The sequence below is a fragment of the Sediminimonas qiaohouensis DSM 21189 genome (genome assembly GCF_000423645.1).
GTDB lineage: Bacteria > Pseudomonadota > Alphaproteobacteria > Rhodobacterales > Rhodobacteraceae > Sediminimonas > Sediminimonas qiaohouensis.
Window position 1 is genome coordinate 24,421 of record NZ_AUIJ01000003.1, and the last position, 23,981, is coordinate 48,401.

The following is a 23,981-nucleotide window of genomic DNA, read 5'->3' on the forward strand; positions in this document are numbered from 1 at the left end:
CTGGGCCAAGGAGGGGCGATGCCAACAGGACAAACACACGTGCCCACGCGGTGGCGGCCGGCGCTCCGGGCCGCGATATGGGGGCTGGCGGCATTTATCGCGGTCGCGATGCTGATGCCGGCGCAGGCCATTCCGCAACCGGGCGGTAGCGACAAGCTGCATCACATGCTGGCCTTTGGAGCGCTGAGCGTGCCTGCGGCGATGCTATATCCGGGCCGCGTCTTGGGCGTTGTTCTGTGTGTGATCGTGTTTGGCGGGGCGCTGGAGCTGATACAGCCCCTGACCGGGCGTTTTGCCGAAGGGGCCGACCTGATTGCCGATGGTATCGGGGCGTTGGCGGGGGTCGGGATTGGCCTGATGCTCAACCGTATATTGGCCGCGCGAACAGGGCCGTAATGGGCGTACCCGGCTGACACGCGCCGCGGCGTTTCACACCTCATTGATCGTCTGAAAACCCGCTGATCCGCGCTGATGGGGCGCGCGGTTGCTATATGCAATTCGACTAGAGTTGCCGACAAACGCCCCTGTTTCGTCACAGGCCGTGCCGCGCTCGCGCGCATTCGAGGTGCACCATTACGCCCGGTGGATATGGGTGAGGTGTGCCATGGGGGGCTCGTCTTTCGAACTTGTTGCCGCCCTTGCAGGCGCGCAGTACGTGAACCTGTCAGGGGTCTCGGCAATCACGGTGCATGCGGCGGCTGATGAGCCGGTCGCATATGTCGTGGATGGCCCCGACCTGTCGGGCGCCCGCGCCTATCGCATTGGTGCGGACGGTATCCCTTGGCAAGCCGATGCCGTGCCTTTGCCGCAGGGCATGGCGGTCGGGGTGACGCGTGATTTGTCCATCGGCACATTGGACGGGCAGGATGTTGCGATTTTCTCCGGGTTCGGGACGACCGGCGTTCACATTGTGGATTTGGCCAGCGATGGCACATTCGGTGCCGCGCTTGCCCTGTCTGGTGATCTGCCGCCCGATAGGTTGCAGGGCGCTTTTTCGCAGGTCCCTCCCGGGGGCACGGATCCTGTCCTTTATGGATTTGTGGCCGGGGCGCCCGCGCCGCTGGCGTGGCGGGTGGCCGGGGGGACGCTCACCACTCTTGCCGCGCCCGCGCCTGCGCTTGAGACATCCGTTTCGGCACTGGCGCACAGCGCAAGCGGCATCGTGTTGGCAACCTCGGAGGCCGATCATGCCTTGATCAGTTACCTGCCGGACGCCCAGGGTCAACTGACCGAGGTTGCGCGCCTGGGCGCGGCGCAGGGGGTCGGCATCAACGCCCCCGGTGTCTTGTCGACCATATCGGCGCACGGGTCCGATTTCGCCATTGTCGGCGGCTCTGGCAGCAGCACGCTGAGCGTGTTCGAAGTGGATCATACGGGCGACCTGACGTTGCGCGATCACATCATGGATGGGCGCGACAGCCGCTTTGCTGGGGTGACCCTGATCGACTCGGTCGTTGTCGACGGGCGTGCTTACATTGCCGCCGCAGGATCGGATGACGGCTTGAGCCTGTTCGAGATGCTGCCCGGCGGGCGCCTTGTGATACTTGCGACGCAGGCCGACACGCTTGGGATGACATTGGATAACCCATCGGCGATCGCCCTGACCGGGGCGAACGGTGCCCTGAGTGTCCTGGTCAGCAGCGAGAGCGAGCCGGGGTTGACCACGCTGCGCTATGATCTGCAAACTGCGGGCGGGGTGATCGCGGTGGGCGGTGCCGGTGGCCTGATCGCAGGGGGGCAATTTGACGACCTGCTGATCGGGGGCGCGGGCGACGATGATCTGCGCGCAGGCGACGGGGCCGACATGATCGGCGACGGGGGAGGTGCCGATACCCTGTATGGTGGCGCTGGTGCGGATATCTTTGTCATGTCGCAGGATGGGCAGGCAGATCTTATCGCGGACTTTCAGCCCGGTATCGATCGGATCGATTTGTCGGCGTGGACATTCCTGCGCAACACGGACCAATTGGAGATTGCCGAGACTGCAGACGGCGCCCAAATTCAGTTTGGATATGAGGTGCTTGGCATACAAACTGCCGATGGTACGCCGCTAGCTGCGGACGTGCTGCGCGCCCTCGATCTGCTGGGACCTGCCCGGTATATGCCGTTCGAGACGTTAACCACGGTGCCCCCCGAGCCTGATGCGCTTTTGCTCGACGGGACGGACTCGACTGACGTCCTGACCGGGGGGCAGGGGGCCGACAGCATCAATGGGTATGCCGGCGATGACACCCTGATTGGCGGCGGCGGCGATGACATGCTGTCAGGCGGCACCGGGCATGACACGGCTGTATATTTCGCCCCGGTGGGCGAGTATGACATACAGGTTGATTCCAGTGGTAACGGCCTGTGGATCACGCATGTGGGCGGCTTGGCTGCGGATGGCGCGGATTGGCTGACCGGTGTGGAGGTGGCCCAGTTCGCGGGTGGCCTCGTGGACCTGGCGCAATACACCGGGGCTCAGGCCCTAACCATGCCGCCAGACCCGCCTGCAGAGGACGCGGCGATGTGGGCGTGGGCCGACATGCATCTGCGCACATTTGACGGCGTTGGCTATGATTTCCACGCGGCGGGCGAGTTCGTCCTGTTGCGCGACACCGGGTTGCAGGCAGGGTTTGAAGTGCAGGCGCGGCTAACGGCGGCGGGTCCGGATGTGACAACCAATCAGGCCATCGCGATCCGGACTGCGGCGGGCGAGGTCATGATCGATGCGGCGGATGATACGCCGCTTTCGATCGACGGCGTTGCAACGTCAATCGGGGCCGACGGATATGTCGATATAGGCCTTGATAGGCTCTATTTGGCCGATGGAACCTATTCGCTGGTCTTTGCGGGGGCCGATGGCATCGTGAACGCGGGCGATAGCCGCGTGTCGGCAACCCTGCGCGGCGACCGGGTGGATTTCGGAGCCACCCTGAACCGCGCGGATTATGGCGGGCGCTTGCAGGGGCTGCTTGGCGATGGGGACGCAAACCCCAACAACGACATCGCCCTCGCGGGTGGCACCGCCCTCGACCGGCCCCTCGCGCCCGGTGACCTCTACGGTCTCTATAGCGACGATTGGCGTGTCAAAACCCTTGATCAGAGCCTGTTTTCCTATGACCCCGGGGAATCGCCGGACGGGTTTTACCTGTCGGATTTTCCTGCCGATGCGGTCTTGCTTGGGGATTTCAGCGCAGCCGAAATCACCGAGGCGAGCCTACAGGCCGAGGCGGCGGGGCTTTTCCCCGGCACATCAACCTTCGACAACGCGGTTCTTGATCTGTTGGTGACGAATGGCGATCTTACCTATCTGGATGCGGCATTGGATGCCCTGCCCGCCGACGATACCGAGCAGGCAATGGTCCTGAAGCAAGGCCAAGGCCGTGCGGCGCTTTCTGTTGCAATATCGGACGGCGCCAGCACCATGGCCTTGGAAGGCGCAGATGTGACGTTCGTCGCGGATCTGGCAACCGCACCGCAGGCCTTGGGCGAAGCCAGCGCGGGGCAATACCGCCTGGATCTGGGCGACGGTACCGCCGGGCAGGTGCGAGTGACCAAGATCTACGACGCAGGCGGCTCCACCGGGATTACGGTGGCCGATGCGCTTGAGGCGCTGCGCATGTCGGTTGGCCTGACCCCGAGTTGGGGGCCTGCGGGGGCGATGCATCTTTTGGCCGCCGACATGAATGGGGATGGCGCGGTGACCGTCGCCGACGCATTGGCAATCCTGCGGCACGCGGTGGGCCTGGAATCGCCCGGGGCAGAGCCCCGTTGGCTTTTCCTGCCGCCCGGCACGGATACCACCAGCGCGGATGTAGGCACGATGGCGGCTCCGGCAATTCAACTGGACCTCGATCCGATTTATGGCGATCACACCCTGGACATGACGGCGATCTTGATCGGGAATGTCGACATGGCATGAGCCGGGGGTTGAACCAGCAGGCCTTAGCCCGGAACTATGCAGTGGACAGTAGCCGCCGCCCAAGATAGGACGCGCGATCATGGCCAAGCTCAAAGCAGATCCGAACTACAAGGTCATCGCGGAGAACCGCCGCGCGCGGTTCGATTACGCGATCGAAGAAGATATCGAATGCGGTATCGTCCTTGAAGGGTCCGAGGTGAAATCCCTGCGCCAGGGCGGCGCCAATATCGCCGAAAGCTATGCCGCGGTTGAGGATGGCGAGCTGTGGCTCGTCAACAGCCATATTCCGCAATACGAGCAGGCGAAGACGTGGAAGCACGAAGAGCGGCGGCGCCGCAAGCTGCTTGCCACGCGCAAGGAACTGGCGCGGATGTGGAACGCGACGCAGCGCAAGGGCATGACCCTGGTACCGCTGGTCCTGTATTTCAATCACCGGGGCCTGGCGAAGATCAAGATCGGGATCGCGAAGGGTAAGAAGAAGCACGACAAGCGCGAAACCGAGGCCAAGCGCGACTGGAGCCGCCAGAAGCAGCGCCTGCTCAAGGATCACGGGTAGCAGGGGGCGCTGCCCCCGGCGCGCGCTGCGCACGCGCCCCCCCGGAGTATTTCGGGCAAGATGAATTTGCATGCTGGCGCAGGGCGCTCACGGTCTTGCCAGTGCGGCCCCCCCGATGTAGGCAATGGGGGATACAAAACGGGGGTCTCCATGGCACATGACGATCCGAGGACGCTGGTTTCAACAGGGTGGTTGGCCGCGCATATGAAGGATCCCGATCTTCGGATTCTGGATGCGACGTGGTTCATGCCGGACGAGGGACGCGATGCCTATGCCGAATACAAGGCCGCGCATATTCCCGGTGCCCGGTTCTTTGATATAGACGAGATCAGCGATCTGCGCTCGGACTTGCCGCACATGGCCCCGCCGGTGGAAAAGTTCATGTCGCGCATGCGTGCGATGGGCGTTGGCGACGGGCATCAGGTCGTGGTCTATGACACGCAAGGCTTGTTTTCCGCTGCGCGGGTATGGTGGCTTTTCCGCCTGATGGGTCAGCCGGACATTGCCGTTCTGGATGGTGGAATGGCCAAGTGGGTCGCCGAGGGCCGCGAGGTGGAGGACATGCCGCCTATGGTGCGCGACAGGCACATGACGGTGCGCCGGCAAAACCAGATGGTCAAGGATGTCACGCAGGTGGCGGCGGCGTCCAAACTGGGCGATTACGAGATCCTCGATGCGCGCTCGCCGGGGCGGTTTTCCGGGCAGGAAGAAGAGCCGCGCGAGGGCCTGCGCAAGGGCCATGTGCCGGGGTCCAGGAACGTGTATTACCGCAATCTGCTGAACGCCGATGGCACCATGAAATCGCCCGACGATCTGCGCGCCGTGTTCGATGCGGCGGGCGTTGACATGAGCAAGCCCGCGATCACCACCTGCGGGTCGGGTGTGACCGCCGCCATCATCAGCCTTGCGCTGGAACGGATCGGCAAGACAGATCATTCGCTATATGACGGATCATGGGCGGAATGGGGCGCATTCCCCACCGTGCCCGTCGCCACAGGAGACGCCTGAGATGTTCAGCAATCTGAAAGAACAACCCGCCGACAAGATCCTGCAGCTGATGCAGATGTACAAGGACGACCCGCGCGAGGGCAAGATCGACCTTGGCGTCGGTGTCTACAAGAACGCCGAGGGCGTCACCCCGGTGATGCGCGCGGTCAAGGCCGCCGAAAAGCAGCTTTGGCAGGATCAGACCACCAAGGCCTATGTCGGGCTGGCGGGTGATCCGGCGTTTGGCGACGCGATGGTCGATCTGGTTCTGGGTGATGCTGTTAGCCGGGAACAGGTGGCCGCGGCGGCCACACCGGGCGGCACAGGCGCGGTGCGCCAGGCGTTCGAGATGATCCGCATGGCCAATCCCGATGCGCGTATCTTCGTGTCTGATCCGACATGGCCGAACCACCTGAGCATTCTCAAGTTCATGGAGATGCCGACCGTCACCTACCGCTACTTCGACAGCGCCACGGGCGGCGTCGATTTCGACGGCATGATGGCCGATCTGGAGCAGGCAAAGGCGGGCGACGTGATCTTGTTGCACGGCTGCTGCCACAACCCGACCGGCGCCAACCTGAACCTGACGCAGTGGCAGGCGGTGATTGACCTGATGCTGAAGAAAGGCGCGATGCCGATGATCGACATCGCCTACCAGGGATTTGGCGATGGGTTGGAAGAGGACGCCGCCGCGACGCGACTGGTGGCCTCAATGGTGCCCGAATGCCTGATCGCGGCGAGCTGCTCCAAGAACTTTGGCGTGTATCGCGAGCGCACCGGCATCCTTATGGCCGTGGCGCAGGACAGCGATCTGCGCGGCCTGACCCAAGGCACGTTGAACTACCTGAACAGGCAGAACTATTCCTTCCCGCCCGATCACGGCGCGCGGGTGGTGACGATGATTCTGCAAACGCCGGAGCTGCGCGCCGATTGGGCGGCGGAGCTGGAGGATGTGCGCAATTCGATGCTGGGTCTGCGCGAGCAACTTGCAGGTGAATTGCAGCGGTTGTCGGGCTCGGACAGGTTCGGCTTCATCGCGCAGCATCGCGGCATGTTCTCGCGCTTGGGCACCAGCCCCGAGATGGTGGCGAAGCTGCGCGAAGAACACGCAATTTACATGGTGGGCGATTCGCGGCTCAACATCGCCGGGCTGAACCGGGATACCGTGCCGGTGTTGGCAAAGGCGATCATCGACTGCGGGATTTGATTGGCGCAGGCCAGAGCATTGGAAATTTGGCGCGCGCAGGGTGATCTGCGCGCGCATTCAATTTATGCGCGCGTCAGGTCACAGCAGCCCGGCGTGGCGCAGGCCGTTATCCACCAACTCGCGGGTCTCTTGGCTTAGCTCTACCAGCGGCAGGCGCACCTCGGCGCTGCACAGTCCCAGCCGCGACATCGCGTATTTGACGCCGACGACGCCCGGCTCGGTGAACACGGCGTCATGCAGCGGCATCAGGCGGTCAAGCAGGTCCAGCGCCGTGGCATAATCACCGGCCAGCGTGGCCGCCTGAAACTCTGCGCAGAGACGCGGGGCGACGTTGGCGGTGACGGAAATGCAGCCCACGCCTCCGTGCGCGTTGAAGCCAAGCGCGGTGGCATCCTCGCCCGACAACTGGATGAAATCGGTGCCGCAGGTGATGCGCGTGCGCGGCACGCGGGCCAGATCGCCGGTGGCGTCCTTGACCCCCACGATGCGCGGCAGCTTGGCCAGCTCGCCCATGGTTGCGGGGCTCATGTCGATGACCGAGCGGCCGGGGATGTTGTAGATGATGATCGGCAAGTTGCACGAATCGTGCACGGCCTTGAAATGCGCATAAAGCCCGCCCTGCGTGGGCTTGTTGTAATAGGGCGTGACCACCAGCGCCGCATCCGCGCCCACCTCTTCGGCGTGGCGGATCAGGCGGATGCCCTCATGGGTGCTGTTGGATCCCGCGCCGGCGATCACCGGGATGCGGCCCGCCGCGGCCTTGACCACCTCTTCGATGACGTGCTCGTGTTCGCGGTGGCTGAGCGTCGGGCTTTCGCCGGTGGTGCCGACGGGCACAAGGCCGGATGATCCTTCGGAAACGTGCCAGTCCACGAGTTTGCGAAGCGTCTCCAGATCCAGCTCGCCGTTCTTGAACGGCGTCACCAGGGCAGGAATGGACCCTTTGAACATGACACGCTCCTTCGTTTTCGTTGGTGGCGGGATATTACCCTGCCGCATTGGGATGAGCGCACCCTAACCGCGGCTTGATCCACTGCCAAGTTCGTGAATTGCCCCGCGCGCGGTGCGCAATTAAGCTGCGGCTGTCTATCCCCTGTCGGAATGGAAAGGCAAGACGCATGCGCCCGATTTCATTGTTCCTTGCCGTGGCGTTTGCGTTTGCCGCGCCGGTTTCCATGGCACAGGAGGGGCCGCGCCCCTTGTCCAGCGCGTTGGAGGCGGCGCAATCGGGAAACTGGGACATCGCGGCGCAGCTTGCACGCCGCGCCGGGCCCTCCGCCGTGCCTCTGATCGAATGGTCGCGCCTGCGCGATGGCGCCGGCACCCTGCCCGAGGCGCTGGCGTTTCTTGACGCGCACAGCGATTGGCCCGGTCTTGGCCTGATCCGCCTGCGGGCCGAGGGGATGCTGGACGCCGCCGATGACGCCGAGGTCTTGCGCCTTTTTGCAGGGGACAATCGTCCGCGCACCGGGGCGGGGGCGTTGGCCCATGCGCGCGCGCTAAAATCGGCGGGGCGGTTGGGGGATGCGCAGGCTGATCTGGTCCTGGCGTGGCGGACGCTGGATATGACGGTCGAGGATCAGCAGGCGATGCTAACCGCGCATGACGACCTGCTGTCGCCGCATCACGTGGCGCGCGTTGACATGCTGCTTTGGCAAGACGACCCCGAGCAAGTGCAAGCCCTCTTGCCGCTGTTGCCCGATGGTTGGCAGGCCTTGGCCGAGGCGCGGCTGGCCTTGCGCGCGGGTCGTCCCGGTGTTGATGACCTGATCGCGGCGGTGCCTGATGCCCTGTCGGATGATCCGGGCCTCGCGCATGAGCGATTCCTGTGGCGCATCCGCAAGGGCCGCAGCGACGACGCCATCGCGCTGTTGCTAGAACGCAGCGAAAGCGCCGAGGCGCTGGGTAAACCGGAACGGTGGGCCGGTTGGCGGCGCTGGCTGGCGCGTGCCCGCATGCGCGAGGGGCAGGGGCGCGCCGCCTACAAGATCGCCGCATCGCACCACCTGAGCGAGGGCGCGAATTTCGCCGATCTTGAGTGGCTGTCGGGATACCTGGCGCTTAGCTACCTGGATGACCCCGACCTTGCGCTTACCCATTTCGAGCGGTTCAGGGATGCGGTCAGCACGCCGATCTCGTTGGGCAGGGCGGGTTATTGGCTGGGCCGGGCGCATCGGGCGCGGCGCGATGATGAGGCCGCGCGCGCCGCTTTTGCCCTCGGGGCCGCGCATCAAACCAGCTTCTACGGCCTTCTGGCGGCCGAGGCTGCGGGGCTATCCCCCGATCCGGCGCTTGCGGGCACCGAGGCGTTTGCCCCCTGGCGGGAGGCCGAATTCACCCGTGCGCCGTTGTTCCGGGTTGGGCTGCTGGCGATGAACGCGGGCGAGGTGTCGCTGGCGGAGCGGTTCCTGCTGCATCTGGCCGATGGGTTCGACCGCACCGCACTGGGCCAGATGGGCGCGATGGCGATCGAGCTGGATCAGCCGCACCTTGCCGTCATGATCGGCAAGCTGGCGGCGGGGCGGGGCATCATCCTGCCGGGGCCCTATTACGCGCTGCACCCCATGCGACAGATGGACCTGCCGGTGCCGATGGAAATGGCCCTGGCGATTGCCCGCCGCGAAAGCGAGTTCGACCACCGCGTCGCCAGTGGCGCCGGGGCGCTGGGCCTGATGCAACTGCTGCCGGGCACGGCCTCGGACATGGCGCGGGCGCTTGGCCGGTCCGATCACGACACGCGCCGCGTGCTGGATGATTGGCGCTACAATGCGCGGCTGGGCAGTGCCTATCTCGCGCGGCTGGGGTGGAAGTTTGGCGGCAACGTGGTGATGGTGTCGGCGGCTTATAATGCCGGCCCCGCGCGCCCGCCCCGCTGGATCGATAAGAACGGCGACCCGCGCGAGGGCGGCATGGACGTGATCGACTGGATCGAGCACATCCCGTTCCGCGAGACGCGCAACTACGTCATGCGCGTGGCCGAATCCCTGCCCATTTACCGCGCGCGTCTGGGCCGTGATCCGCACCCGGTTCCGTTCAGCGAGGAGCTTGTCGGATCAAGCGTTCTGCCGCTCACGCCAAAGGGTGAATAGGCCCGCCCCCACGATCAGCCCCGCACCGATGGCGACATTGGTGCGGATCACCTCGCCAAACACGGTGAGGCCCAGCATGGAGCCGAACACCAGTTGCAGGTAGGCGAAGGGCTGCACCGACGATGCCTCGGCCACCTCGTAGCATTTGATCAGGGTCCAGTGCCCCAACGCCCCGGTGATGCACAGCAGCCCCATCCAACCCCAATCGGGGCCTGTCATCGGCTCCCAGAACCAGGCGCCGGCGGCGGTCATCCCGATTGCGCCAACGATCCCGGTCCAGAAAAAGCTGGTCGCGGCATTGTCGCGGCGCGCGGCATAGCGCGTCAGCAGGCCGTAAAGCGCGAACATGAACGCCGCCAGCAAGGGCACAACCGCCTCGACGCGGAACACGCCAAACCCCGGTTGCAGGATGATCATCACCCCAATGAACCCCACTCCGATCGCCGCCCAGCGACGCCAGCCGACCCGCTCGCCCAGAACCGGCCCTGACAGCGCCGCGATCAGCAGCGGATAGGCGGTAAAGACGGCATGGCTTTCGATCAGGCCCAAAAGGGTGAACCCGAGGACCATCACGCAGATCTCGGTCACCAACAGCAGCGCGCGAAACGATTGCAGGATCGGCTGTGTCGTACGCGCGGCGGCGCGCAGGCCCCCCGCCTTGCGCCCGGCAATGGTGATCACGAAGGCGGCGAAGAACCAGTAGCGGATCATGATGACCATCAGCACGTTGTATTCCCCCGCCAAGTGGCGCGAGATGCCGTCCTGCATCGCGAAGATGAAGGTCGTCAGGATCATCAGCCCTATCCCGAGCCGCGTGTTGATTTCATTGTGCAACTTGGCCCTCCACGGGTTTTTTGGCGGTTGTCATGTGGCGCTTGCGGCCATGGCCCTTGGCGCGCGTGACGGCAAAGCCCGCGCTTTGCAACCCGCGGCGTACGAACCCGGCGGCGGTATAGGTGGCGGCGGTTCCGCCCGGCGCGGTGTGGCGGGCAACCTCCTGCATCAGCGCGGGTTGCCACAGCTCGGGGTTCTTGGCGGGGGAAAACCCGTCCAGGTACCACGCATCGGCCATCCCGCCCCACCCGGGCAGGGTATCGCGGGCATCGCCCTCAATCAGGGTGAACTCCAGATCAGGCAGCGCGATCCGCGTCGCGCCCGCGCGCCAGAACGGCGCCAGTTCGGTCGCGATGCCCGATAGCGCGGGGAACGCCGCCTGCGCGCGGATCATGTCGGGCGCGGGCAGGGCAAACGCCTCGAACGAGGTGAACCGCAATGTGCCCACCTGTCCGCTGCGCCGCCACAGATCCAGCGTCGCCAACAGGTTCAGCCCCGTGCCGAAGCCCAGCTCGGCCACGTGAAACCCCGGCCTGAGCCGCCCCGGCAGGCCGTTGCCGTGCAAAAACACGTGCGCCGTCTCGGCCAGCCCGTCTTCGAGGCTGAAATATGGGTCGTCGAAACGGGTTGAGACGGGCACGTCGCGCCCGCGCCATTCGACTTGCGATTGCTGGTCTTGCATGGGGTCGTCCGTTAAAGATGGCGCGAGGATGCAGCGGAGGGCAGGCAATGGCAATGGCGGATGTGACGATCTATGGCGCGGGTATATTCGGGCTGTCAGTGGCGTGGTCCTGCGCCCGCCGCGGCGCGACTGTGCGCGTGATCGACCCGTATGGCCCCGGCGCGGGGTCCAGCGGCGGATTGGTCGGCGCGCTGGCCCCGCATGTGCCCGAGCAATGGAACGACAAGAAGGCGTTCCAGCTTGACAGCCTGATCATGGCGCAGGGGTTCTGGGATGAGGTGGCGCAGGTCTCGGGGCACAAGGCGGGCTATGCCCGGCTGGGCCGGTTGCAGCCGGTCGCGGACGACGCCGCGCTTGCGCTTGCACGGCAGCGCACGCAAGGCGCGGCAGAGCTGTGGCAGGGGATGGCGGAGTGGCGCGTGCGTCCGCGCGGCGATCTTGGGGCGTGGGCGCCCGAAAGCGCCAGCGGCTGGTTGATCGAGGACAGCCTGAGCGCGCGGCTACATCCGCGCATGGCCTGCACGGCGCTGGTTGCGGCGATCCGCGCGAAGGGCGGCGAGGTGCTGCACGAGGGCGCGGCGCAGGGCCGCGTGGTTTGGGCCACCGGCGTTGCCGGGCTGGAGGAGATCAACGCGCAGAGGCCGCGCGCGTTCGGCAATGCCGTCAAGGGGCAGGCGGCGCTGCTGCGCCTGGATCGGCGCGATTGCCCGCAGATCTTTGCCGGTGGCGCCCTTGTCGTGCCGCATGCCGATGGAACGGTCGCCGTCGGATCGACCAGCGAACGGGATTTCGACGACCCCTCGCAAACCGACGCGCAGCTTGACGAGGTTCTGGCCCGCGCGGAGGCCGCGGTTCCGGCGTTGGCGGGCGCCGAGGTGATTGAGCGTTGGGCCGGGCTGCGCCCGCGCGCACGGTCCCGCGCGCCGGTCCTGGGATCGCATCCCTTGCGCGCGGATGAGTTCATCGCCAACGGCGGGTTCAAGATCGGCTTTGGCATGGCGCCCAAGGTGGGCGCGGTGATGGCCGACCTGGTGCTGGAGGGGCGCGATGCCATCCCCGACGGATTCCGCCCCGAGGCCAGTTATTGAGCCGCGACCGGCGCAATGAGTATTTTGGCAAGATGAAGCAGCCTAGTGTGCGCTGGCGCTCATGCAAAGCCGTCCATCGGGGCCGCGCACCCAGAGCGTTCCGCCGGTTCTCCAGCAAAGCTGCGCCGTCTCAAAATGCATGAGCGGCGCGGTGGCGCGAAAGGAAAAGGTGCGCATTCGGTCCAGTTCGCGGTCCGCCAGAAGCATCAAGAGCTGCGCCAGCAGCGGGCCGTGGGTGACCAGGCCGGCGTACCCTTCGACATCGCGGGCATAGTCCAGATCATAGTGGATGCGGTGGCCGTTGAACGTCAGCGCCGAATAGCGAAACAGCATCGTGCTGTTGAACTCAGCCTCTTCGCATATGTCCTCATCGCGCGGGGCGGTTGGCGGCGTGGGGGCGGGTGCGTCCGGGGCGGGGTCGTTGCGGTAGACGAGGTCCTGCCACTCGGTCACGCGCGCTTGCCCGATCTGGGTGATCTCGTGGCGCAGGGTGACAAAGGCCAGCGGCCCGCTGCGTCCCTCCTTGCGGGTGATTTCGTGCAGCGTCGTGGTCTTTTGCGCCGGCGTGCCCGCGATCAGCGGCGCGTGGAACTCCAGCCGCCCACCGGCCCACATTCGGCGCGGCAGGCCGGTATCCGGGATGGCGCCGATTCCGGGGCGCGGGTGCCCGTCGCGGCCCAGGTCGCCGGGCGGGCGGGCCTGCCAGAAGTAAAGCTGATGAAAAAACGGCGGCAGGGGATCGCCCGCGGCGAGCGTGCCCGCGCGCCCCAGCGTCGCCAGAAAGGCGGCCGCGCGGGCGGGATCCATGATATCGCTTTGACGAACCGGCGAGGGGGCTTCATCTTGCATGTTTGGAGCCTAGGCAGATGCACGAGAGGGGGCAACGGGAAATGACGCCGCGCGTTCAGGTGCTTGATCATCTGGTTCTGACCGTCGCCGATATCGGCGCGACCATTGCGTTTTACCGCGATGTCATGGGGATGGAGCCGGTTCGCTTTCAACCCGCCGATGGGCCGGATCGCTTTGCGTTGCGCTTTGGCGTGCAGAAGATCAACCTGCATCAACGCGGCGCCGAGTTCGATCCCAACGCGGCACATCCCGCGCCCGGCGCGGCGGATTTGTGTTTTCTGAGCGATCAGCCTGTTTCAGACTGGCAGCGGCATTTGGCCGACTGTGGCATCGAGGTTGAGGAAGGTCCGGTGCCGCGCACGGGGGCGACCGGGCCGATCCTGTCGATTTATATCCGCGATCCCGACGGGAACCTGATCGAGATCGCCAACCGTGCCTAGGGGATTTCCTTGCGCAGGGCCTCCATCAGGCTGGTGAGTTTCTTGGTGTAGGAGGCGTTGATCAGGCGGCCGTCCTCGTCGAATTCGTTGGATGGCTTGGCCACGAACAATTCCGGCCCCTGCAAAAGGCGCGGGCGAAACGCCACCAGGCAATTGCGCAGCATCACCTGCGCGCGCTCACCCCCCGCGCGGCCGGCGGCGGCGGACATGATCGCGACGGGTTTGCCGGGCAGGGGATTTTCCTTGGTCCGGCTGATCCAGTCCAGCGCGTTCTTGAGAACCCCGGAAATGCCCTTGTTGTATTCGGTCGTCGAGATCACCACCGCGTCAGCCTCGGCGATCTGATCGGCAAGGGTTTGCACAGTTTCGGGGATGCCGGTGGTCGTCTCGATATCCTGGTTGAGCAGCGGCAGGTTCAGATCCGCCAGCGTCATCTCGGCCCCGTCAAAGTGGCGCTCGGCCTCGTGCAGAAGCTGCGTGTTGTAAGACCCTTGCCGGAGAGAGCCGGACATGCCCAGAAGTTTGATTTTCGACATTTCGCACCTGTTGTTCTCGTTCACACACACACCTAACCGCTTTGGCCGCTGTGACAAGCTGCGCAGGCGCACAGCCGTTGTGATCGGATCACCTCAATTCGATGCGGCAATGCCATCCGGTTGGCCGACGATGATGAAAGAAAGCGCATCCGGCGCAAGGCGTTCACGCGCGACGCGGTTCACATCCTCCAAGGAAACCGCACGCACGCGGTCGTTGCGCGTCTGGACATAGTCGATGGGCAGCCCCTGCATCTGCATGCCCACGATGATGTTCGCAATCGGGGCGTTGCCGTCGAACCGCAGGGGGTAGGCGCCCGTCAGGTAGGTCTTGGCGTCCTCTAACTCCTGCTTGGTGACGCCATCATTGGCGATCTTCGCCCATTCCTTGCGGATCATGCTGGCCGCCTGCGCCATGGTCTGGTTGCTGGACGCGACCGATCCCATCCACAGCGTCGCCTGATCGCGATCGGCCAAATAGGTGCTGATGCCATAGGTCAGCCCGCGCTTTTCGCGCAATTCCTGCATAAGGCGGCTTTCGAACGAGCCACCGCCGAGGATGTGATTGAGGATGTAGGCGGCAAAGAAATCCGGATCGTCAAGGGTGACGCCATCTTGTCCGAATACCGCGACCGATTGCGGCGTGTCATACTTGATGACCTGCGTGTCGCCGTTGAAATCCGGCTTGGCCTTGGGCGGCAGCGGCGCGCCCTTGTCCGGCAGATCGCCAAGCAGCTTATCCAGCAGCGCGGCAAGCTGATCCTCGGTGATATCCCCGACCGCACCGATATAGACCCGGTCACGGGCAAGGGCGCCGGCGTGGGCGTCCATGATATCCTGCCGCGTCAGGTCCGGCGCGGTATCAAGCGTGCCGCTTGTCGGGATGGCATAGGGATGATCGCCGAACGCAGCATCGTCGAAGGCCTTGTAGGCCATGCGGCGCGGGTCATTCGCGTCCGCGCGCAATTTCGACATGACCTGCGCGCGCACGCGCTCGATAGCGCTTTGGTCAAAGCGCGGGTTGATCAGGCTCTGCCGCAGCAACTCGATCGCCTCATCGCGGTTCTCGCTCAGGAACCGGGCCGATATGCGCACCGCGTCCGAGGTGGCGTCATAGTCGAACGATGCCGCAAGCGAATCGCGGGCGCGGGCAAAGGCGCGCGCGTCCATGTCGCCTGATCCCTCCTCAAGAAGGGCGCTCATCAGGTTGGTCGCGCCGGCGGTGTCGGGGCTGTCCAGCGCGGCGCCGCCGCGAAACCGGAGTTCCAGCGCGGTAAACGGGATGTCGTGGTTTTCCACCAACCACGCGGTCAGGCCGCCGGGGGTTTCCACCTTTTGGATATCGACAGCGGCACGCGCGCCCGGCGCCGCCAGCAATAGCGCCGCCAACAGGGCGGCCATGAGCGGACCAACGGTTTGTCGGATCATTGCGTGACCTCCTCCTTGTCGAGGTAGCCGGTGACCGCGTGGCGCTTGTTCAGCACGTCGCGTGCGGCGGCCATGATGTCGTCGGCGGTGACCGATTGGATGATGTCGGGCCATGCTTGTACGTCTTTGACGGTCAGGCCCTGCGTCAACGCCCCGCCATAGCGCCGCGCCAGCCGCTGCACGTTATCGCGGGCATAGATCTGGCTAGCGCGGGCCTGTAGCTTGATCCGCTCCAGCTCCTGCGCATCGACGCCATCAGACATGAACTGGGCCAGGGCGGAATCAAGAGCCTCTTCGGCCTGTTGCAGGCTAACGCCATCGGCGGGCACGATAATCAGGTCGAACGTCGTGTCGTCCAGCGACGTGCCGCTGTAATAGGCCGCGGTATGCACCGCGACGGAGGCATCGAACTGTAGCTTTTCCGCCAGGACCGATGTCTGCCCGCCGCCCAACAGGTCCGACAGCAATGACAGCGCCGCCGCCTTTTCCTGCGCCCCGCTGTCGCGTTCGGGCGCAAGGTAGGACCGGCTGAGATAGGGCGTGCCGACGCGCGCATCGCGCATGACCAGGCGCCGCTCGGCGGTTTGCGGCGGCTCTTGCGGGCGGCTGCGCGGCTCAAGGTCCGGGTTGGCCGGGAGGGCGCCATAATGTTTTTGCGCGAGGGTGCGAACCTCGTCCGGCGTCACGTCGCCCGCCACCACAAGGATTGCGTTGTTGGGGGCATAATAGGTGCGATAGAAGGCCAACACATCTTCGCGGCTCAACTCCTCCATCTCGGCCCGCCAGCCGATGATCGGGATGCCGTAGGGATGGTTCATGTACTGCGCCGCCTGCTTTTGCTCGCGAAACAGGGCGGCGGGATCGTTTTCGACCCTCTGGTTGCGCTCTTCCAGAATCACGTCGCGCTCGGTCACGATGTCCTTTCCGGCCAACCGCAGGTTCATCATGCGGTCCGCTTCCATCCGCATCATCAGGTCCAGCCGGTCGGCGGCGACGCGTTGATAATAGCCGGTATAATCCTGACTGGTGAAGGCGTTGTCCTTGCCGCCCTGCCGGGCCACCGTCGCCGAAAACTCGCCAGGCTCAAGCGTATCGGTGCCCTTGAACATCAGGTGCTCAAGGTAATGCGCCACGCCCGATACGCCCGGCGGCTCATCCGCCGCACCGGCGCGATACCAGACCATGTGCACGGCGACCGGCGCGCGATGATCCTCGATCACGACAACGTCCATCCCGTTATCCAGGGTAAAATTGGTGACCTGATCGCTGGCAGCCATCGCCGCAGGGGCCAACAGGGTCAAACCCAGCAGGGTCGCTATCGCGCTCAACATGAATGGACCTCCTCGAAGTCGTGGCGGTGACGTATCCACTTAGATACAGGCCATTGCGGTGGCTTCAAGGCTGCCTGACGCTTATGTGACAGCGCCCCTAGCCACCACCGGGCGGCGCCGAAGGTGTCTCGACCCCAAGCCGCCGATACTTTTGCAAGGCCGCGTAGGGATCAAGGATCTGCGGCTTGTAGGCCTGCTTGTAGCGGTCGGTGTTGGCAATCTTGATCGCTGTAAAGCGCCCGCGCCGACGGCGGAATTCCTCGTCTTCGGCGGCAACCGTCTGGCGGATATTGCCGGGCACGCCGTTGCGGGTGGCGTGTTGCACCAGCGCGCTGTCGCTTTGCGGCACGGGGCCGCCCTCGCGCAGCGCCGAGCGCCGCCCGCCCAAACTGGCCACCGCATCTGCGACCGGGTCCTGGTCCGTGCGGTTGCCCTGTCCGGGCGTGGGCGTTGGCAGGCTGGAATAGCTGTCCGGCGTTTCCAACGGCTTGCTGGGCAAAACCGAGAATTCGTCGGGCCCTTCGCCCGGTGGCTGCAAGCTCCGCAGCTCGGGTGGTGCCCCGTCCCCCGAACAGCCCGCCAACAGCAGGCCCGCTACCAAGATCATCGCGCGCGGCATCCGCATTGCCACCCTCCTGATTTCTTCGCCCTCAGACTTAGCGGATCGAAAGGCGGGCGTCACGGGGCCTTTTTCTCTCCGGCAAAAAACACCAATCCCAGGGCGCCCGCGAAAATCGCCGCATCCGCCAGGTTGAAGGCATAGGGGTTGGCAATGCCGCAGCACGACATGTTCAGGAAATCCGCCACCGCCCCGTAAAGAATACGGTCCACCACGTTACCCATCGCACCGCCCACCAGCAGCCCCGCCGCGACCAAGCCGACGCGCCCGGGCGGGTCGCGATGCACCCACCACAGAACCGCGCCGGAAATCAGCAGCGCCAGCGCAATAAGGCCCCACCGCATGATATCGCTGTCTTGCGAGAACAGGCCGAAATTGACGCCGGTATTCCACGCCATCCGCAAGTTCAGGAACGGCGGCAGCACGTCGATGCGCCCCAGCTCGCGCAGGGCCATCCAGTGCACGACAAGGTATTTCGAGGCCTGATCGACCAAGAACACCCAAAAGCCGACCCAGAATACCAGCCGCGTCATTTCGTGCCTCCCTTGTGCCCTACGCCTAATGCCGGAAATGGCGCATGCCGGTGAACACCATGGCCAGCCCCGCCTCGTCCGCGGCGGCGATCACCTCGTCGTCGCGCATCGAGCCGCCGGGCTGAATCACGGCCCTCGCCCCTGCCTCGGCCGCGGTCAGCAGCCCGTCAGCGAACGGAAAGAACGCGTCCGACGCCACGACCGAGCCTTGCGTCAGCGGCGCAGGCAGGCCCAAAGCCTCGGCCATGTCGGCGGATTTGCGCGCGGCGATGCGGCAGCTGTCAACGCGGCTCATCTGCCCGGCGCCGACGCCCACGGTCGCGCCGTCGTTGACATAGACGATGGCGTTCGACTTGACGTGCTTGGCCACCCGCCACGCAAACAGCATGTCGGCCATCTCCCGATCGCTGGGCGCGCGTTTGGTCACGACCTTCAGGTCATTCATGTTCAGATGGCCATTATCCTTGTCCTGCACCAGGAACCCGCCCGACACCTGCCGATATGTCAGCGACGCCTCGGCCGGGTTGGCAAGGCCCGGCGTGATCAGCAGGCGCAGGTTTTTCTTGGTGGCGAACAGGTCCTTGGCGTCCTGATCGGCGCCCGGCGCGATCACGACCTCTGTAAAGATCGACGCGATTTCCCGCGCGGTTTCCAGGTCCAGCTTGGAGTTCAGCGCCACGATACCGCCAAACGCGCTGGTCTGGTCGCATTGAAAGGCGCGCGAGTAGGCCTCCTTCAACGTTGCGCCGCGCGCCACGCCGCATGGGTTGGCGTGCTTGATGATGGCGCAGGCCGGGCCGTCCTTGGGCAGGAACTCACTCACTAGCTCGAACGCCGCATCGGTGTCGTTGATGTTGTTATAGCTGAGTTCCTTGCCCTGCATCTGCTCGGCGGTTGCCACGCCAGGGCGGTTCGACCCATCGACGTAGAACGCCGCGTTTTGATGCGGGTTCTCGCCATAACGCAGGGTTTGCGCCAACTGCCCGGCCACCGCGCGGCGGCGCGGGGCCGCCTCCCCGATGGCATCCGCCATCCACGTGGACACGGCCGCGTCATAGGCGGCGGTGCGGGCATAGGCCGTCTGCGCCAGCTTTCGGCGGAATTTCGGGCAGGTTGCGCCACCGTGCTGATCCATGTCCCCGATCAGCTTGTCGTAATCCTCGACGTCGACCACGACGTTGACGAAGGCGTGGTTCTTGGCCGCCGCGCGGATCATCGCCGGCCCACCGATGTCGATGTTCTCAATGCAGGTGTCGTAATCGGCGCCCTCGGCAACCGTCTTTTCGAACGGATAGAGGTTCACCACCAGCAAATCGATCGCGCCGATGCCATGCGCCGTCATCGCGGCGACATGCGCGTCGTTGTCGCGCAGCGCCAATAGCCCGCCATGCACCGCCGGGTGCAGGGTTTTCACGCGCCCGTCCATCATTTCCGGAAATCCCGTGATATCCGAGACGTCCCGCACCGTCAGGCCCGCCTCGCGCATCGCCTTGGCTGTGCCCCCCGTTGAAATCAGCTCAACCCCCCGCGCATCCAGCGCGCGCGCCAGCTCGATCAGGCCGGTCTTGTCGGATACGGAAATCAGCGCGCGGCGCAGCTTGGTCATCTCGGTCATCTTTCGGGTTCCCCGGATAGGTTCAGGTGGTCAGGTCCAACTCTTCCCGGTTCAGATCGCGAATGCTGATGGGCGTGTCCTGCGCCTTGGCCAGCGACCACCGGGTGCGTGTCGCATAATCCATTGCGCGGCCGGATAAAACGACTTGTTTGGTCGCACGTGGCCTCAATCGCCCGTTTTCAAGGTAAACACTGGGCTCCAACGTCATTTCCAGCGCGCCATCATGGCGAAACACCCATATTTCCCCGCTCTTGAGCGCCATTGACACCGCCGCCCCCCCCATATCGAGCGAGGGCTCCACATCCGGGTGCAGGTGAAACCGGATCTGGAACGGCACCCCTTCCAGGCGGCTTTCGTCCAGTGCCTTGTCAAAGCGGCGTTTGTCCGGCTCCTCGATCGCCAGCAAAAGGTCCTCGCCGATCATACCGCGCCCCTCGAACGTCAGCTCGATCGTGCGCGCGTGGGTCAGGCCATGGGTGCGCAAGTACCCGTCGTGCCCGCCCTGGAACCGGATGCCATCGGGGGCATGGCTCATTTCCACCGGCACGGCGTTCGGCACATCGGTCAGCCATTCGCCGCGCGTGCGCCCCTCGCCCAGCCGGGCACTGGAATACCCCGCCAATGCCAATGTCGAATGGCTGGCCGTGGCGCGGCCGGCGCGGCGCCATTCGGCCCCGAAACTGGCGCCCGACCCGCAATTGACGATCAGCGGCCGCCGCCCCGATGTCAGTTCGAACGCCAGGGTCGAGGCATGCGCGCCCTTTGATGCCGTGCCGGTGGGTGGCGCGCTTGCGTCGATGATGACGCTGGTGCGCCCGGCGCTCAGGCGGGCATAGCCCATCGACAACCCCTCAGGCGCGCGGCGCCCGCCCGTGCCCGACGCGGTCAGGGCCATGTCCAGCAACCCCTCGGCGCCGCGCCCGCCACCATGAAACCGCGCCAACCCGCCATCGGCGTGGCGCAACGTGCGCAGGGCGGGGGCGATCCGTTCGATCGCCTCAAGGTGATCGGGCCTGGCGCTCTGGCCATCTTCGGACAGGGCCGCTGACGCCCATGTCAGGAGGGTGAACACCTCCAGCAGCTCTTCGGGGTTGCGGGTGGGGATGCCGCCCTGGTCGTCCACCTGCGTGCGGCTTTCGCGGGCCAGGGCGCGGGCGGCGCGCTCGGTGAACCGGGACATGCCCTGCAACGACAGGCCAGCATAGAGTAGCCCCGTCATCGCCTCGAACCGGGGCAGGCCGGGCGCCGCCGCCTGCCAACGGCGGCCAAGGAAAATCGCCTGATGGGCCAGCGCGCGGTAAAACGCCTGCGCCTGTTCGGCGTCCTGCCCCCGCAGCAGGAACAGCGCGTGGTGAATCCACCGGATCATGCGCCTGCCGGTCAGCTCGGGCGTCCACCCGGGGCCGAGGCCGCGACCATAAAGCGTGATCCATTCCCACAGCCACGCCTGCGCCCGCGCCCGCGCGGTCGCGTCGCCCACCGCGGCCAGGTCATCGAGCCAGCGAAACCCGTGCAGCGCGTCGGCAAAATCGGCGTCCGGCGGCATGATCCCCCACGGGGACCGGCCCGGCGCCTCGATCAAATGCCCGGCGAACAGGTAGTTGCCCGCCAGCAACTGCCGCCCCCGCGCATATGATCCGATGGTGCGCGGCTCTGGCTGGCTGACGAAGCCGGTGGCCGGGCGCGCAATGCTACTCGCCCGCGCGTGCACGCGGTTCATCCAGCGCGTGAGCCGCGCCGAAACGCTGTTGGGTGTGGGCATCTGCACGGGCCTCTCACGCACTTGCGGCGTCTTGGTGCGATCATACCCACCGACGGCGCGCCTGTCACCCGTGTTGTGCGCGGGGGGCTGTCCGCCCCCCATCGCGCCAAGGCGCGATACCCCCCGAGAGTATTTTGGGCAAGATGAAGCAGGGCTTAGCGAATGAGCGCGGCGATATAGAACCCGTCCATACCGCCCAAGTCCGGCCAATAGTCGGGGCGCAGGCGCAAGCCGCCTTCGGGGGTGATCCATTCGGGCGCGATCCCCGGAAGGTTGAGGGCGGCGGCGTCGGTGGCTAGGCCGGGATGGCGGGCAAGCGCCTCTTCGACCTGGCATTCGCCCTCGTCGGGCAGCAGCGAACAGGTGCAGTAGATCAGCCGCCCGCCGGGGGCCAGCAGGCCAAGGGCGTGGTCGATCATGCGCGCCTGTAGCTCCATCAACGCGCCGTAGTTCGATCCGTCCTGCGCGTGTGGCAGGTCCGGGTGGCGGCGAATCGTGCCCGTGGCCGAGCAGGGCGCATCCAGCAAGATCGCGTCATAGCGTCCCTCGTGCGCCAGCGCATCGTCAACCACCGTGGTGGCCGTCAGCCCGGTGCGGGCCAGGTTCTCGCGCACTCGGTCCATGCGCGCGGGCGATATGTCCAGCGCGGTCACATCCGCGCCGGCGGCGGCCAGTTGCATGGTCTTACCGCCCGGCGCGGCGCACATGTCCAGCACCGCCTCGCCGCGCTGCGCGGCCAGGATGCGCGCGGGCATGGCGGCGGCGGCGTCCTGCACCCACCATTGCCCGTCTTCGAACCCCGGCAGGCCCGAGACCTGCCCGCCCTGCGGTAGCCTGACCGTGCCGGTGGGCAGTAGCGTGCCGCCCAGCATCTGCGCCACGGCGGCGTGATCGTCCCGCGCGGTGATGTCCAGCGGCGCACCGGCGAAATGCGCGGCCTCCATCGCGGCGACGATGGGCGCGCCGTAGGCATCGCTGAGCGGCGCGCGCAGCCATTTGGGCAGGCGCGGCACGCGCAGCTTGCCCCATGCCCCGGGCCCTTCGGCGGCGATCTTGCGCAGCACGGCGTTGACCATCCCCTTCATCGGCGCGCGGCGTTTGTCTGCGGCGACGATCGACACCGCGTCATTGACCACGCCATGCGCATCCCCGCCCTGGCATATCTCGACCGTGGAAAGGCGCAGCACGTTGCGCACATGCAGTGGCGGCGCCTTGCGCAGGTGCCGCGCCAGCAGGCGATCGGCCCGCTCCAGCCCGCGCAGCGTATCCAGCGCAAGGCGCTGCGCGCGGGCGCGGTCGGCGGGGTCAAGCCGGTGCAGGGCGCCGCCCGACAGGGCCTCGGGCATCAGGCGCCTCTCGCCCAGAACCTGATCCAGCAGGAAAACGGCGCTGCCGCGCGGGGTCGGGGCGGGGGATGTCATGGCTGCGGTCCTTGCTCTGGCTCGGGGCAGGCGTATATCAAGAGGCACAGCAGTAAGGAAGCCATGCCATGAGCGACGCCGAAAAATCCCTTCCCCCTGCCGCGCAGCGCGCCCTTGCCGAAGCCGAAGCGCGCCGCAAGGCATCCGATGCCGCGCAGCTACCAAAGGAGCTGGGCGGCGGCGACGGCCCCGAACCCGTGCGCTACGGCGATTGGGAAAAGAAGGGCATCGCGATAGATTTCTGATCTCGCGGCTTGGCCAAGGCGACGCGCCGGAAAAGGCTTAGCCGTCCTTGAGGCCCAGAACGTCCAGCATGTCGTATTCGCCGGGCCCCTTGTCCTGCCCCCATAGCGCCGCCTTGAGCGCGCCGCGCGCGAATACCGCGCGGTCCGTGGCAACGTGGCGCAGGGTGATCCGCTCGCCCGTGCCGGCAAAGAGGACGTCGTGTTCCCCCACGATGTCGCCGCCACGGATCGCGGTGAACCCGATATCGCCGCGCCGCCGCGCGCCGGTCATCCCGTCGCGGCCCGCGTCGCGCACATCGGCAAGACGCACGCCGCGCCCCTCTGCCGCCGCCTCGCCCAGCATCAGCGCGGTGCCCGAGGGGGCATCTACCTTGCGGTTATGATGCGCCTCGATCACTTCGATATCGAAATCATCATCCAGCGCGGCCGCCACGCGTTTTGTCAGTTGAACCAACAGGTTGACGCCAAGGCTCATGTTGCCCGCGCGGATAATGGGCGCGTGGCGCGCGGCGGCGCTCAGGTGGCCAAGGTCGTCGTCCGACAGGCCGGTCGTGCCGATGACATGCACCGCACGCGCCTGCGCGGCCTGCGCCGCGAACTCCACCGTGGCGGCGGGCGCGGTGAAATCGATCACCGCCTGCGCATTCGCCAGCGCCCCGTGCGCGTCATCGGTGACCGTCACGCCAAGCGCCGCGCCGCCCATTGCGGTGCCGACATCCTGCCCGATCCAATCGTGCCCGGACCGCTCGACCGCGCCTATCAGGCGGGCGCGCGGGCTTTGCACGATAGTGTCCACCAGCATCCGGCCCATGCGGCCCGATACGCCCGTGACGACGATTCCCGGCAGATCTGTCATTG

At 65.9% G+C, this 23,981-nt stretch carries 22 protein-coding genes; 9 read left to right on the forward strand and 13 right to left on the reverse strand.

Annotated features, from left to right (window positions below; translation table 11 throughout):
• Positions 1-39 precede the first annotated feature (39 nt).
• The 5 genes from G568_RS0104255 (at position 40) to G568_RS0104275 (ending at position 6,654) form a co-directional block, all read left to right on the forward strand.
• Complete coding sequence (locus G568_RS0104255; RefSeq protein ID WP_051202740.1) at positions 40-396, forward strand: VanZ family protein; 357 nt, start codon at positions 40-42, stop codon at positions 394-396.
• A gap of 208 nt (positions 397-604) precedes the next feature.
• Positions 605-3,904 (forward strand): VWD domain-containing protein, encoded by a 3,300-nt coding sequence (locus G568_RS18240; protein WP_037373668.1) that lies wholly within the window; start codon positions 605-607, stop codon positions 3,902-3,904.
• A 79-nt stretch (positions 3,905-3,983) separates the two neighbouring features.
• Positions 3,984-4,460 (forward strand): SsrA-binding protein SmpB, encoded by a 477-nt coding sequence (smpB, locus tag G568_RS0104265; protein ID WP_026756865.1) that lies wholly within the window; start codon positions 3,984-3,986, stop codon positions 4,458-4,460.
• 150 nt (positions 4,461-4,610) lie between these two features.
• Positions 4,611-5,468: a 3-mercaptopyruvate sulfurtransferase gene (gene sseA, locus G568_RS0104270; RefSeq protein ID WP_026756866.1), complete on the forward strand. Its 858-nt coding sequence runs from the start codon at positions 4,611-4,613 to the stop codon at positions 5,466-5,468.
• A gap of 1 nt (position 5,469) precedes the next feature.
• Entirely contained in the window at positions 5,470-6,654 is a 1,185-nt protein-coding gene (locus G568_RS0104275; RefSeq protein WP_026756867.1) for an amino acid aminotransferase, read from the forward strand.
• A gap of 78 nt (positions 6,655-6,732) precedes the next feature.
• On the opposite strand, the gene dapA is transcribed toward G568_RS0104275, so the two are convergent.
• Entirely contained in the window at positions 6,733-7,605 is an 873-nt protein-coding gene (gene dapA / locus G568_RS0104280; protein ID WP_026756868.1) for a 4-hydroxy-tetrahydrodipicolinate synthase, read from the reverse strand.
• Positions 7,606-7,772: 167 nt separating this feature from the next.
• Here dapA and G568_RS0104285 point away from each other — a divergent pair, with 167 nt between their 5' ends.
• Positions 7,773-9,743, forward strand: coding sequence for a lytic transglycosylase domain-containing protein (locus G568_RS0104285; protein ID WP_026756869.1), 1,971 nt, complete (start codon positions 7,773-7,775; stop codon positions 9,741-9,743).
• Here G568_RS0104285 and G568_RS0104290 read toward each other — a convergent pair.
• Both G568_RS0104290 and mnmC2 read right to left on the reverse strand, forming a co-directional pair.
• Positions 9,708-10,577 carry a DMT family transporter gene (locus G568_RS0104290; protein WP_026756870.1) on the reverse strand — a complete coding sequence of 290 codons (870 nt, stop codon included), beginning with the start codon at positions 10,575-10,577 and terminating at the stop codon, positions 9,708-9,710. The two genes, G568_RS0104285 and G568_RS0104290, sit on opposite strands and share 36 nt — an antisense overlap.
• Positions 10,567-11,259 carry a tRNA (5-methylaminomethyl-2-thiouridine)(34)-methyltransferase MnmC2 gene (mnmC2, locus tag G568_RS0104295; RefSeq protein WP_037373670.1) on the reverse strand — a complete coding sequence of 231 codons (693 nt, stop codon included), beginning with the start codon at positions 11,257-11,259 and terminating at the stop codon, positions 10,567-10,569. The genes G568_RS0104290 and mnmC2 overlap by 11 nt, the downstream gene beginning before the upstream one ends.
• Positions 11,260-11,312: 53 nt before the next feature.
• Here mnmC2 and G568_RS0104300 point away from each other — a divergent pair, with 53 nt between their 5' ends.
• Positions 11,313-12,347 carry an NAD(P)/FAD-dependent oxidoreductase gene (locus tag G568_RS0104300; protein ID WP_037373671.1) on the forward strand — a complete coding sequence of 345 codons (1,035 nt, stop codon included), beginning with the start codon at positions 11,313-11,315 and terminating at the stop codon, positions 12,345-12,347.
• Positions 12,348-12,389: 42 nt separating this feature from the next.
• Here the strand turns inward: G568_RS0104300 and G568_RS0104305 are convergent, their stop codons facing one another.
• A complete protein-coding gene (locus tag G568_RS0104305; RefSeq protein ID WP_026756873.1) occupies positions 12,390-13,196 on the reverse strand; it encodes an HTD2 family dehydratase in 807 nt (268 codons plus the stop codon).
• A 41-nt stretch (positions 13,197-13,237) separates the two neighbouring features.
• On the opposite strand from G568_RS0104305, the gene G568_RS0104310 reads away from it, so the two are divergent.
• Positions 13,238-13,636 (forward strand): VOC family protein, encoded by a 399-nt coding sequence (locus tag G568_RS0104310; RefSeq protein WP_026756874.1) that lies wholly within the window; start codon positions 13,238-13,240, stop codon positions 13,634-13,636.
• Here G568_RS0104310 and G568_RS0104315 read toward each other — a convergent pair.
• The 8 genes from G568_RS0104315 to G568_RS0104350 all read right to left on the reverse strand — a co-directional run bounded on the left by G568_RS0104315 (position 13,633) and on the right by G568_RS0104350 (position 22,878).
• Positions 13,633-14,172: an NADPH-dependent FMN reductase gene (locus G568_RS0104315; protein ID WP_026756875.1), complete on the reverse strand. Its 540-nt coding sequence runs from the start codon at positions 14,170-14,172 to the stop codon at positions 13,633-13,635. The two genes, G568_RS0104310 and G568_RS0104315, sit on opposite strands and share 4 nt — an antisense overlap.
• Before the next feature lie 93 nt (positions 14,173-14,265).
• The gene (locus G568_RS0104320; RefSeq protein ID WP_026756876.1) at positions 14,266-15,597 is read right to left on the reverse strand and encodes a M16 family metallopeptidase; all 1,332 of its coding nucleotides are present in this window, start codon (positions 15,595-15,597) and stop codon (positions 14,266-14,268) included.
• Positions 15,594-16,928, reverse strand: a complete 1,335-nt coding sequence (locus G568_RS0104325) for a M16 family metallopeptidase (protein ID WP_026756877.1) — start codon at positions 16,926-16,928, stop codon at positions 15,594-15,596. Before G568_RS0104325 ends, G568_RS0104320 begins: the two co-directional genes overlap by 4 nt.
• 97 nt (positions 16,929-17,025) lie before the next feature.
• On the reverse strand, positions 17,026-17,553 hold the full coding sequence (locus G568_RS0104330; RefSeq protein ID WP_026756878.1) for a DUF3035 domain-containing protein: 528 nt from the start codon (positions 17,551-17,553) through the stop codon (positions 17,026-17,028).
• Positions 17,554-17,606: 53 nt separating this feature from the next.
• Complete coding sequence (gene lspA, locus G568_RS0104335; protein ID WP_026756879.1) at positions 17,607-18,080, reverse strand: signal peptidase II; 474 nt, start codon at positions 18,078-18,080, stop codon at positions 17,607-17,609.
• A 25-nt stretch (positions 18,081-18,105) separates the two neighbouring features.
• Positions 18,106-19,695 (reverse strand): bifunctional phosphoribosylaminoimidazolecarboxamide formyltransferase/IMP cyclohydrolase, encoded by a 1,590-nt coding sequence (gene purH / locus G568_RS0104340; RefSeq protein ID WP_026756880.1) that lies wholly within the window; start codon positions 19,693-19,695, stop codon positions 18,106-18,108.
• Positions 19,696-19,717: 22 nt separating this feature from the next.
• A complete protein-coding gene (locus G568_RS0104345) occupies positions 19,718-21,457 on the reverse strand; it encodes a heparinase II/III family protein (protein ID WP_026756881.1) in 1,740 nt (579 codons plus the stop codon).
• 155 nt (positions 21,458-21,612) lie between these two features.
• A complete protein-coding gene (locus G568_RS0104350; protein WP_026756882.1) occupies positions 21,613-22,878 on the reverse strand; it encodes an RsmB/NOP family class I SAM-dependent RNA methyltransferase in 1,266 nt (421 codons plus the stop codon).
• A 68-nt stretch (positions 22,879-22,946) separates the two neighbouring features.
• On the opposite strand from G568_RS0104350, the gene G568_RS18245 reads away from it, so the two are divergent.
• The gene (locus tag G568_RS18245) at positions 22,947-23,123 is read left to right on the forward strand and encodes a DUF1674 domain-containing protein (RefSeq protein ID WP_037373676.1); all 177 of its coding nucleotides are present in this window, start codon (positions 22,947-22,949) and stop codon (positions 23,121-23,123) included.
• Positions 23,124-23,160: 37 nt separating this feature from the next.
• Here G568_RS18245 and dapB read toward each other — a convergent pair whose 3' ends face one another.
• Positions 23,161-23,979 carry a 4-hydroxy-tetrahydrodipicolinate reductase gene (gene dapB, locus G568_RS0104360; RefSeq protein WP_026756883.1) on the reverse strand — a complete coding sequence of 273 codons (819 nt, stop codon included), beginning with the start codon at positions 23,977-23,979 and terminating at the stop codon, positions 23,161-23,163.
• Positions 23,980-23,981 lie beyond the last annotated feature (2 nt).

Excerpts from the sequence above, each read along its gene's own strand:
- G568_RS18240 (WP_037373668.1), top strand. The coding sequence starts at position 605 with ATGGGGGGCTCGTCTTTCGAACTTGTTGCCGCCCTTGCAGGCGCGCAG.
- smpB (WP_026756865.1), top strand. The coding sequence starts at position 3,984 with ATGGCCAAGCTCAAAGCAGATCCGAACTACAAGGTCATCGCGGAGAAC.
- sseA (WP_026756866.1), top strand. The coding sequence starts at position 4,611 with ATGGCACATGACGATCCGAGGACGCTGGTTTCAACAGGGTGGTTGGCC.
- G568_RS0104275 (WP_026756867.1), top strand. The coding sequence starts at position 5,470 with ATGTTCAGCAATCTGAAAGAACAACCCGCCGACAAGATCCTGCAGCTG.
- dapA (WP_026756868.1), bottom strand. The coding sequence starts at position 7,605 with ATGTTCAAAGGGTCCATTCCTGCCCTGGTGACGCCGTTCAAGAACGGC.
- G568_RS0104285 (WP_026756869.1), top strand. The coding sequence starts at position 7,773 with ATGCGCCCGATTTCATTGTTCCTTGCCGTGGCGTTTGCGTTTGCCGCG.
- mnmC2 (WP_037373670.1), bottom strand. The coding sequence starts at position 11,259 with ATGCAAGACCAGCAATCGCAAGTCGAATGGCGCGGGCGCGACGTGCCC.
- G568_RS0104300 (WP_037373671.1), top strand. The coding sequence starts at position 11,313 with ATGGCGGATGTGACGATCTATGGCGCGGGTATATTCGGGCTGTCAGTG.
- G568_RS0104305 (WP_026756873.1), bottom strand. The coding sequence starts at position 13,196 with ATGCAAGATGAAGCCCCCTCGCCGGTTCGTCAAAGCGATATCATGGAT.
- G568_RS0104310 (WP_026756874.1), top strand. The coding sequence starts at position 13,238 with ATGACGCCGCGCGTTCAGGTGCTTGATCATCTGGTTCTGACCGTCGCC.
- G568_RS0104315 (WP_026756875.1), bottom strand. The coding sequence starts at position 14,172 with ATGTCGAAAATCAAACTTCTGGGCATGTCCGGCTCTCTCCGGCAAGGG.
- G568_RS0104320 (WP_026756876.1), bottom strand. The coding sequence starts at position 15,597 with ATGATCCGACAAACCGTTGGTCCGCTCATGGCCGCCCTGTTGGCGGCG.
- G568_RS0104325 (WP_026756877.1), bottom strand. The coding sequence starts at position 16,928 with ATGTTGAGCGCGATAGCGACCCTGCTGGGTTTGACCCTGTTGGCCCCT.
- G568_RS0104330 (WP_026756878.1), bottom strand. The coding sequence starts at position 17,553 with ATGCGGATGCCGCGCGCGATGATCTTGGTAGCGGGCCTGCTGTTGGCG.
- lspA (WP_026756879.1), bottom strand. The coding sequence starts at position 18,080 with ATGACGCGGCTGGTATTCTGGGTCGGCTTTTGGGTGTTCTTGGTCGAT.
- purH (WP_026756880.1), bottom strand. The coding sequence starts at position 19,695 with ATGACCGAGATGACCAAGCTGCGCCGCGCGCTGATTTCCGTATCCGAC.
- G568_RS0104345 (WP_026756881.1), bottom strand. The coding sequence starts at position 21,457 with ATGCCCACACCCAACAGCGTTTCGGCGCGGCTCACGCGCTGGATGAAC.
- G568_RS0104350 (WP_026756882.1), bottom strand. The coding sequence starts at position 22,878 with ATGACATCCCCCGCCCCGACCCCGCGCGGCAGCGCCGTTTTCCTGCTG.
- G568_RS18245 (WP_037373676.1), top strand. The coding sequence starts at position 22,947 with ATGAGCGACGCCGAAAAATCCCTTCCCCCTGCCGCGCAGCGCGCCCTT.
- dapB (WP_026756883.1), bottom strand. The coding sequence starts at position 23,979 with ATGACAGATCTGCCGGGAATCGTCGTCACGGGCGTATCGGGCCGCATG.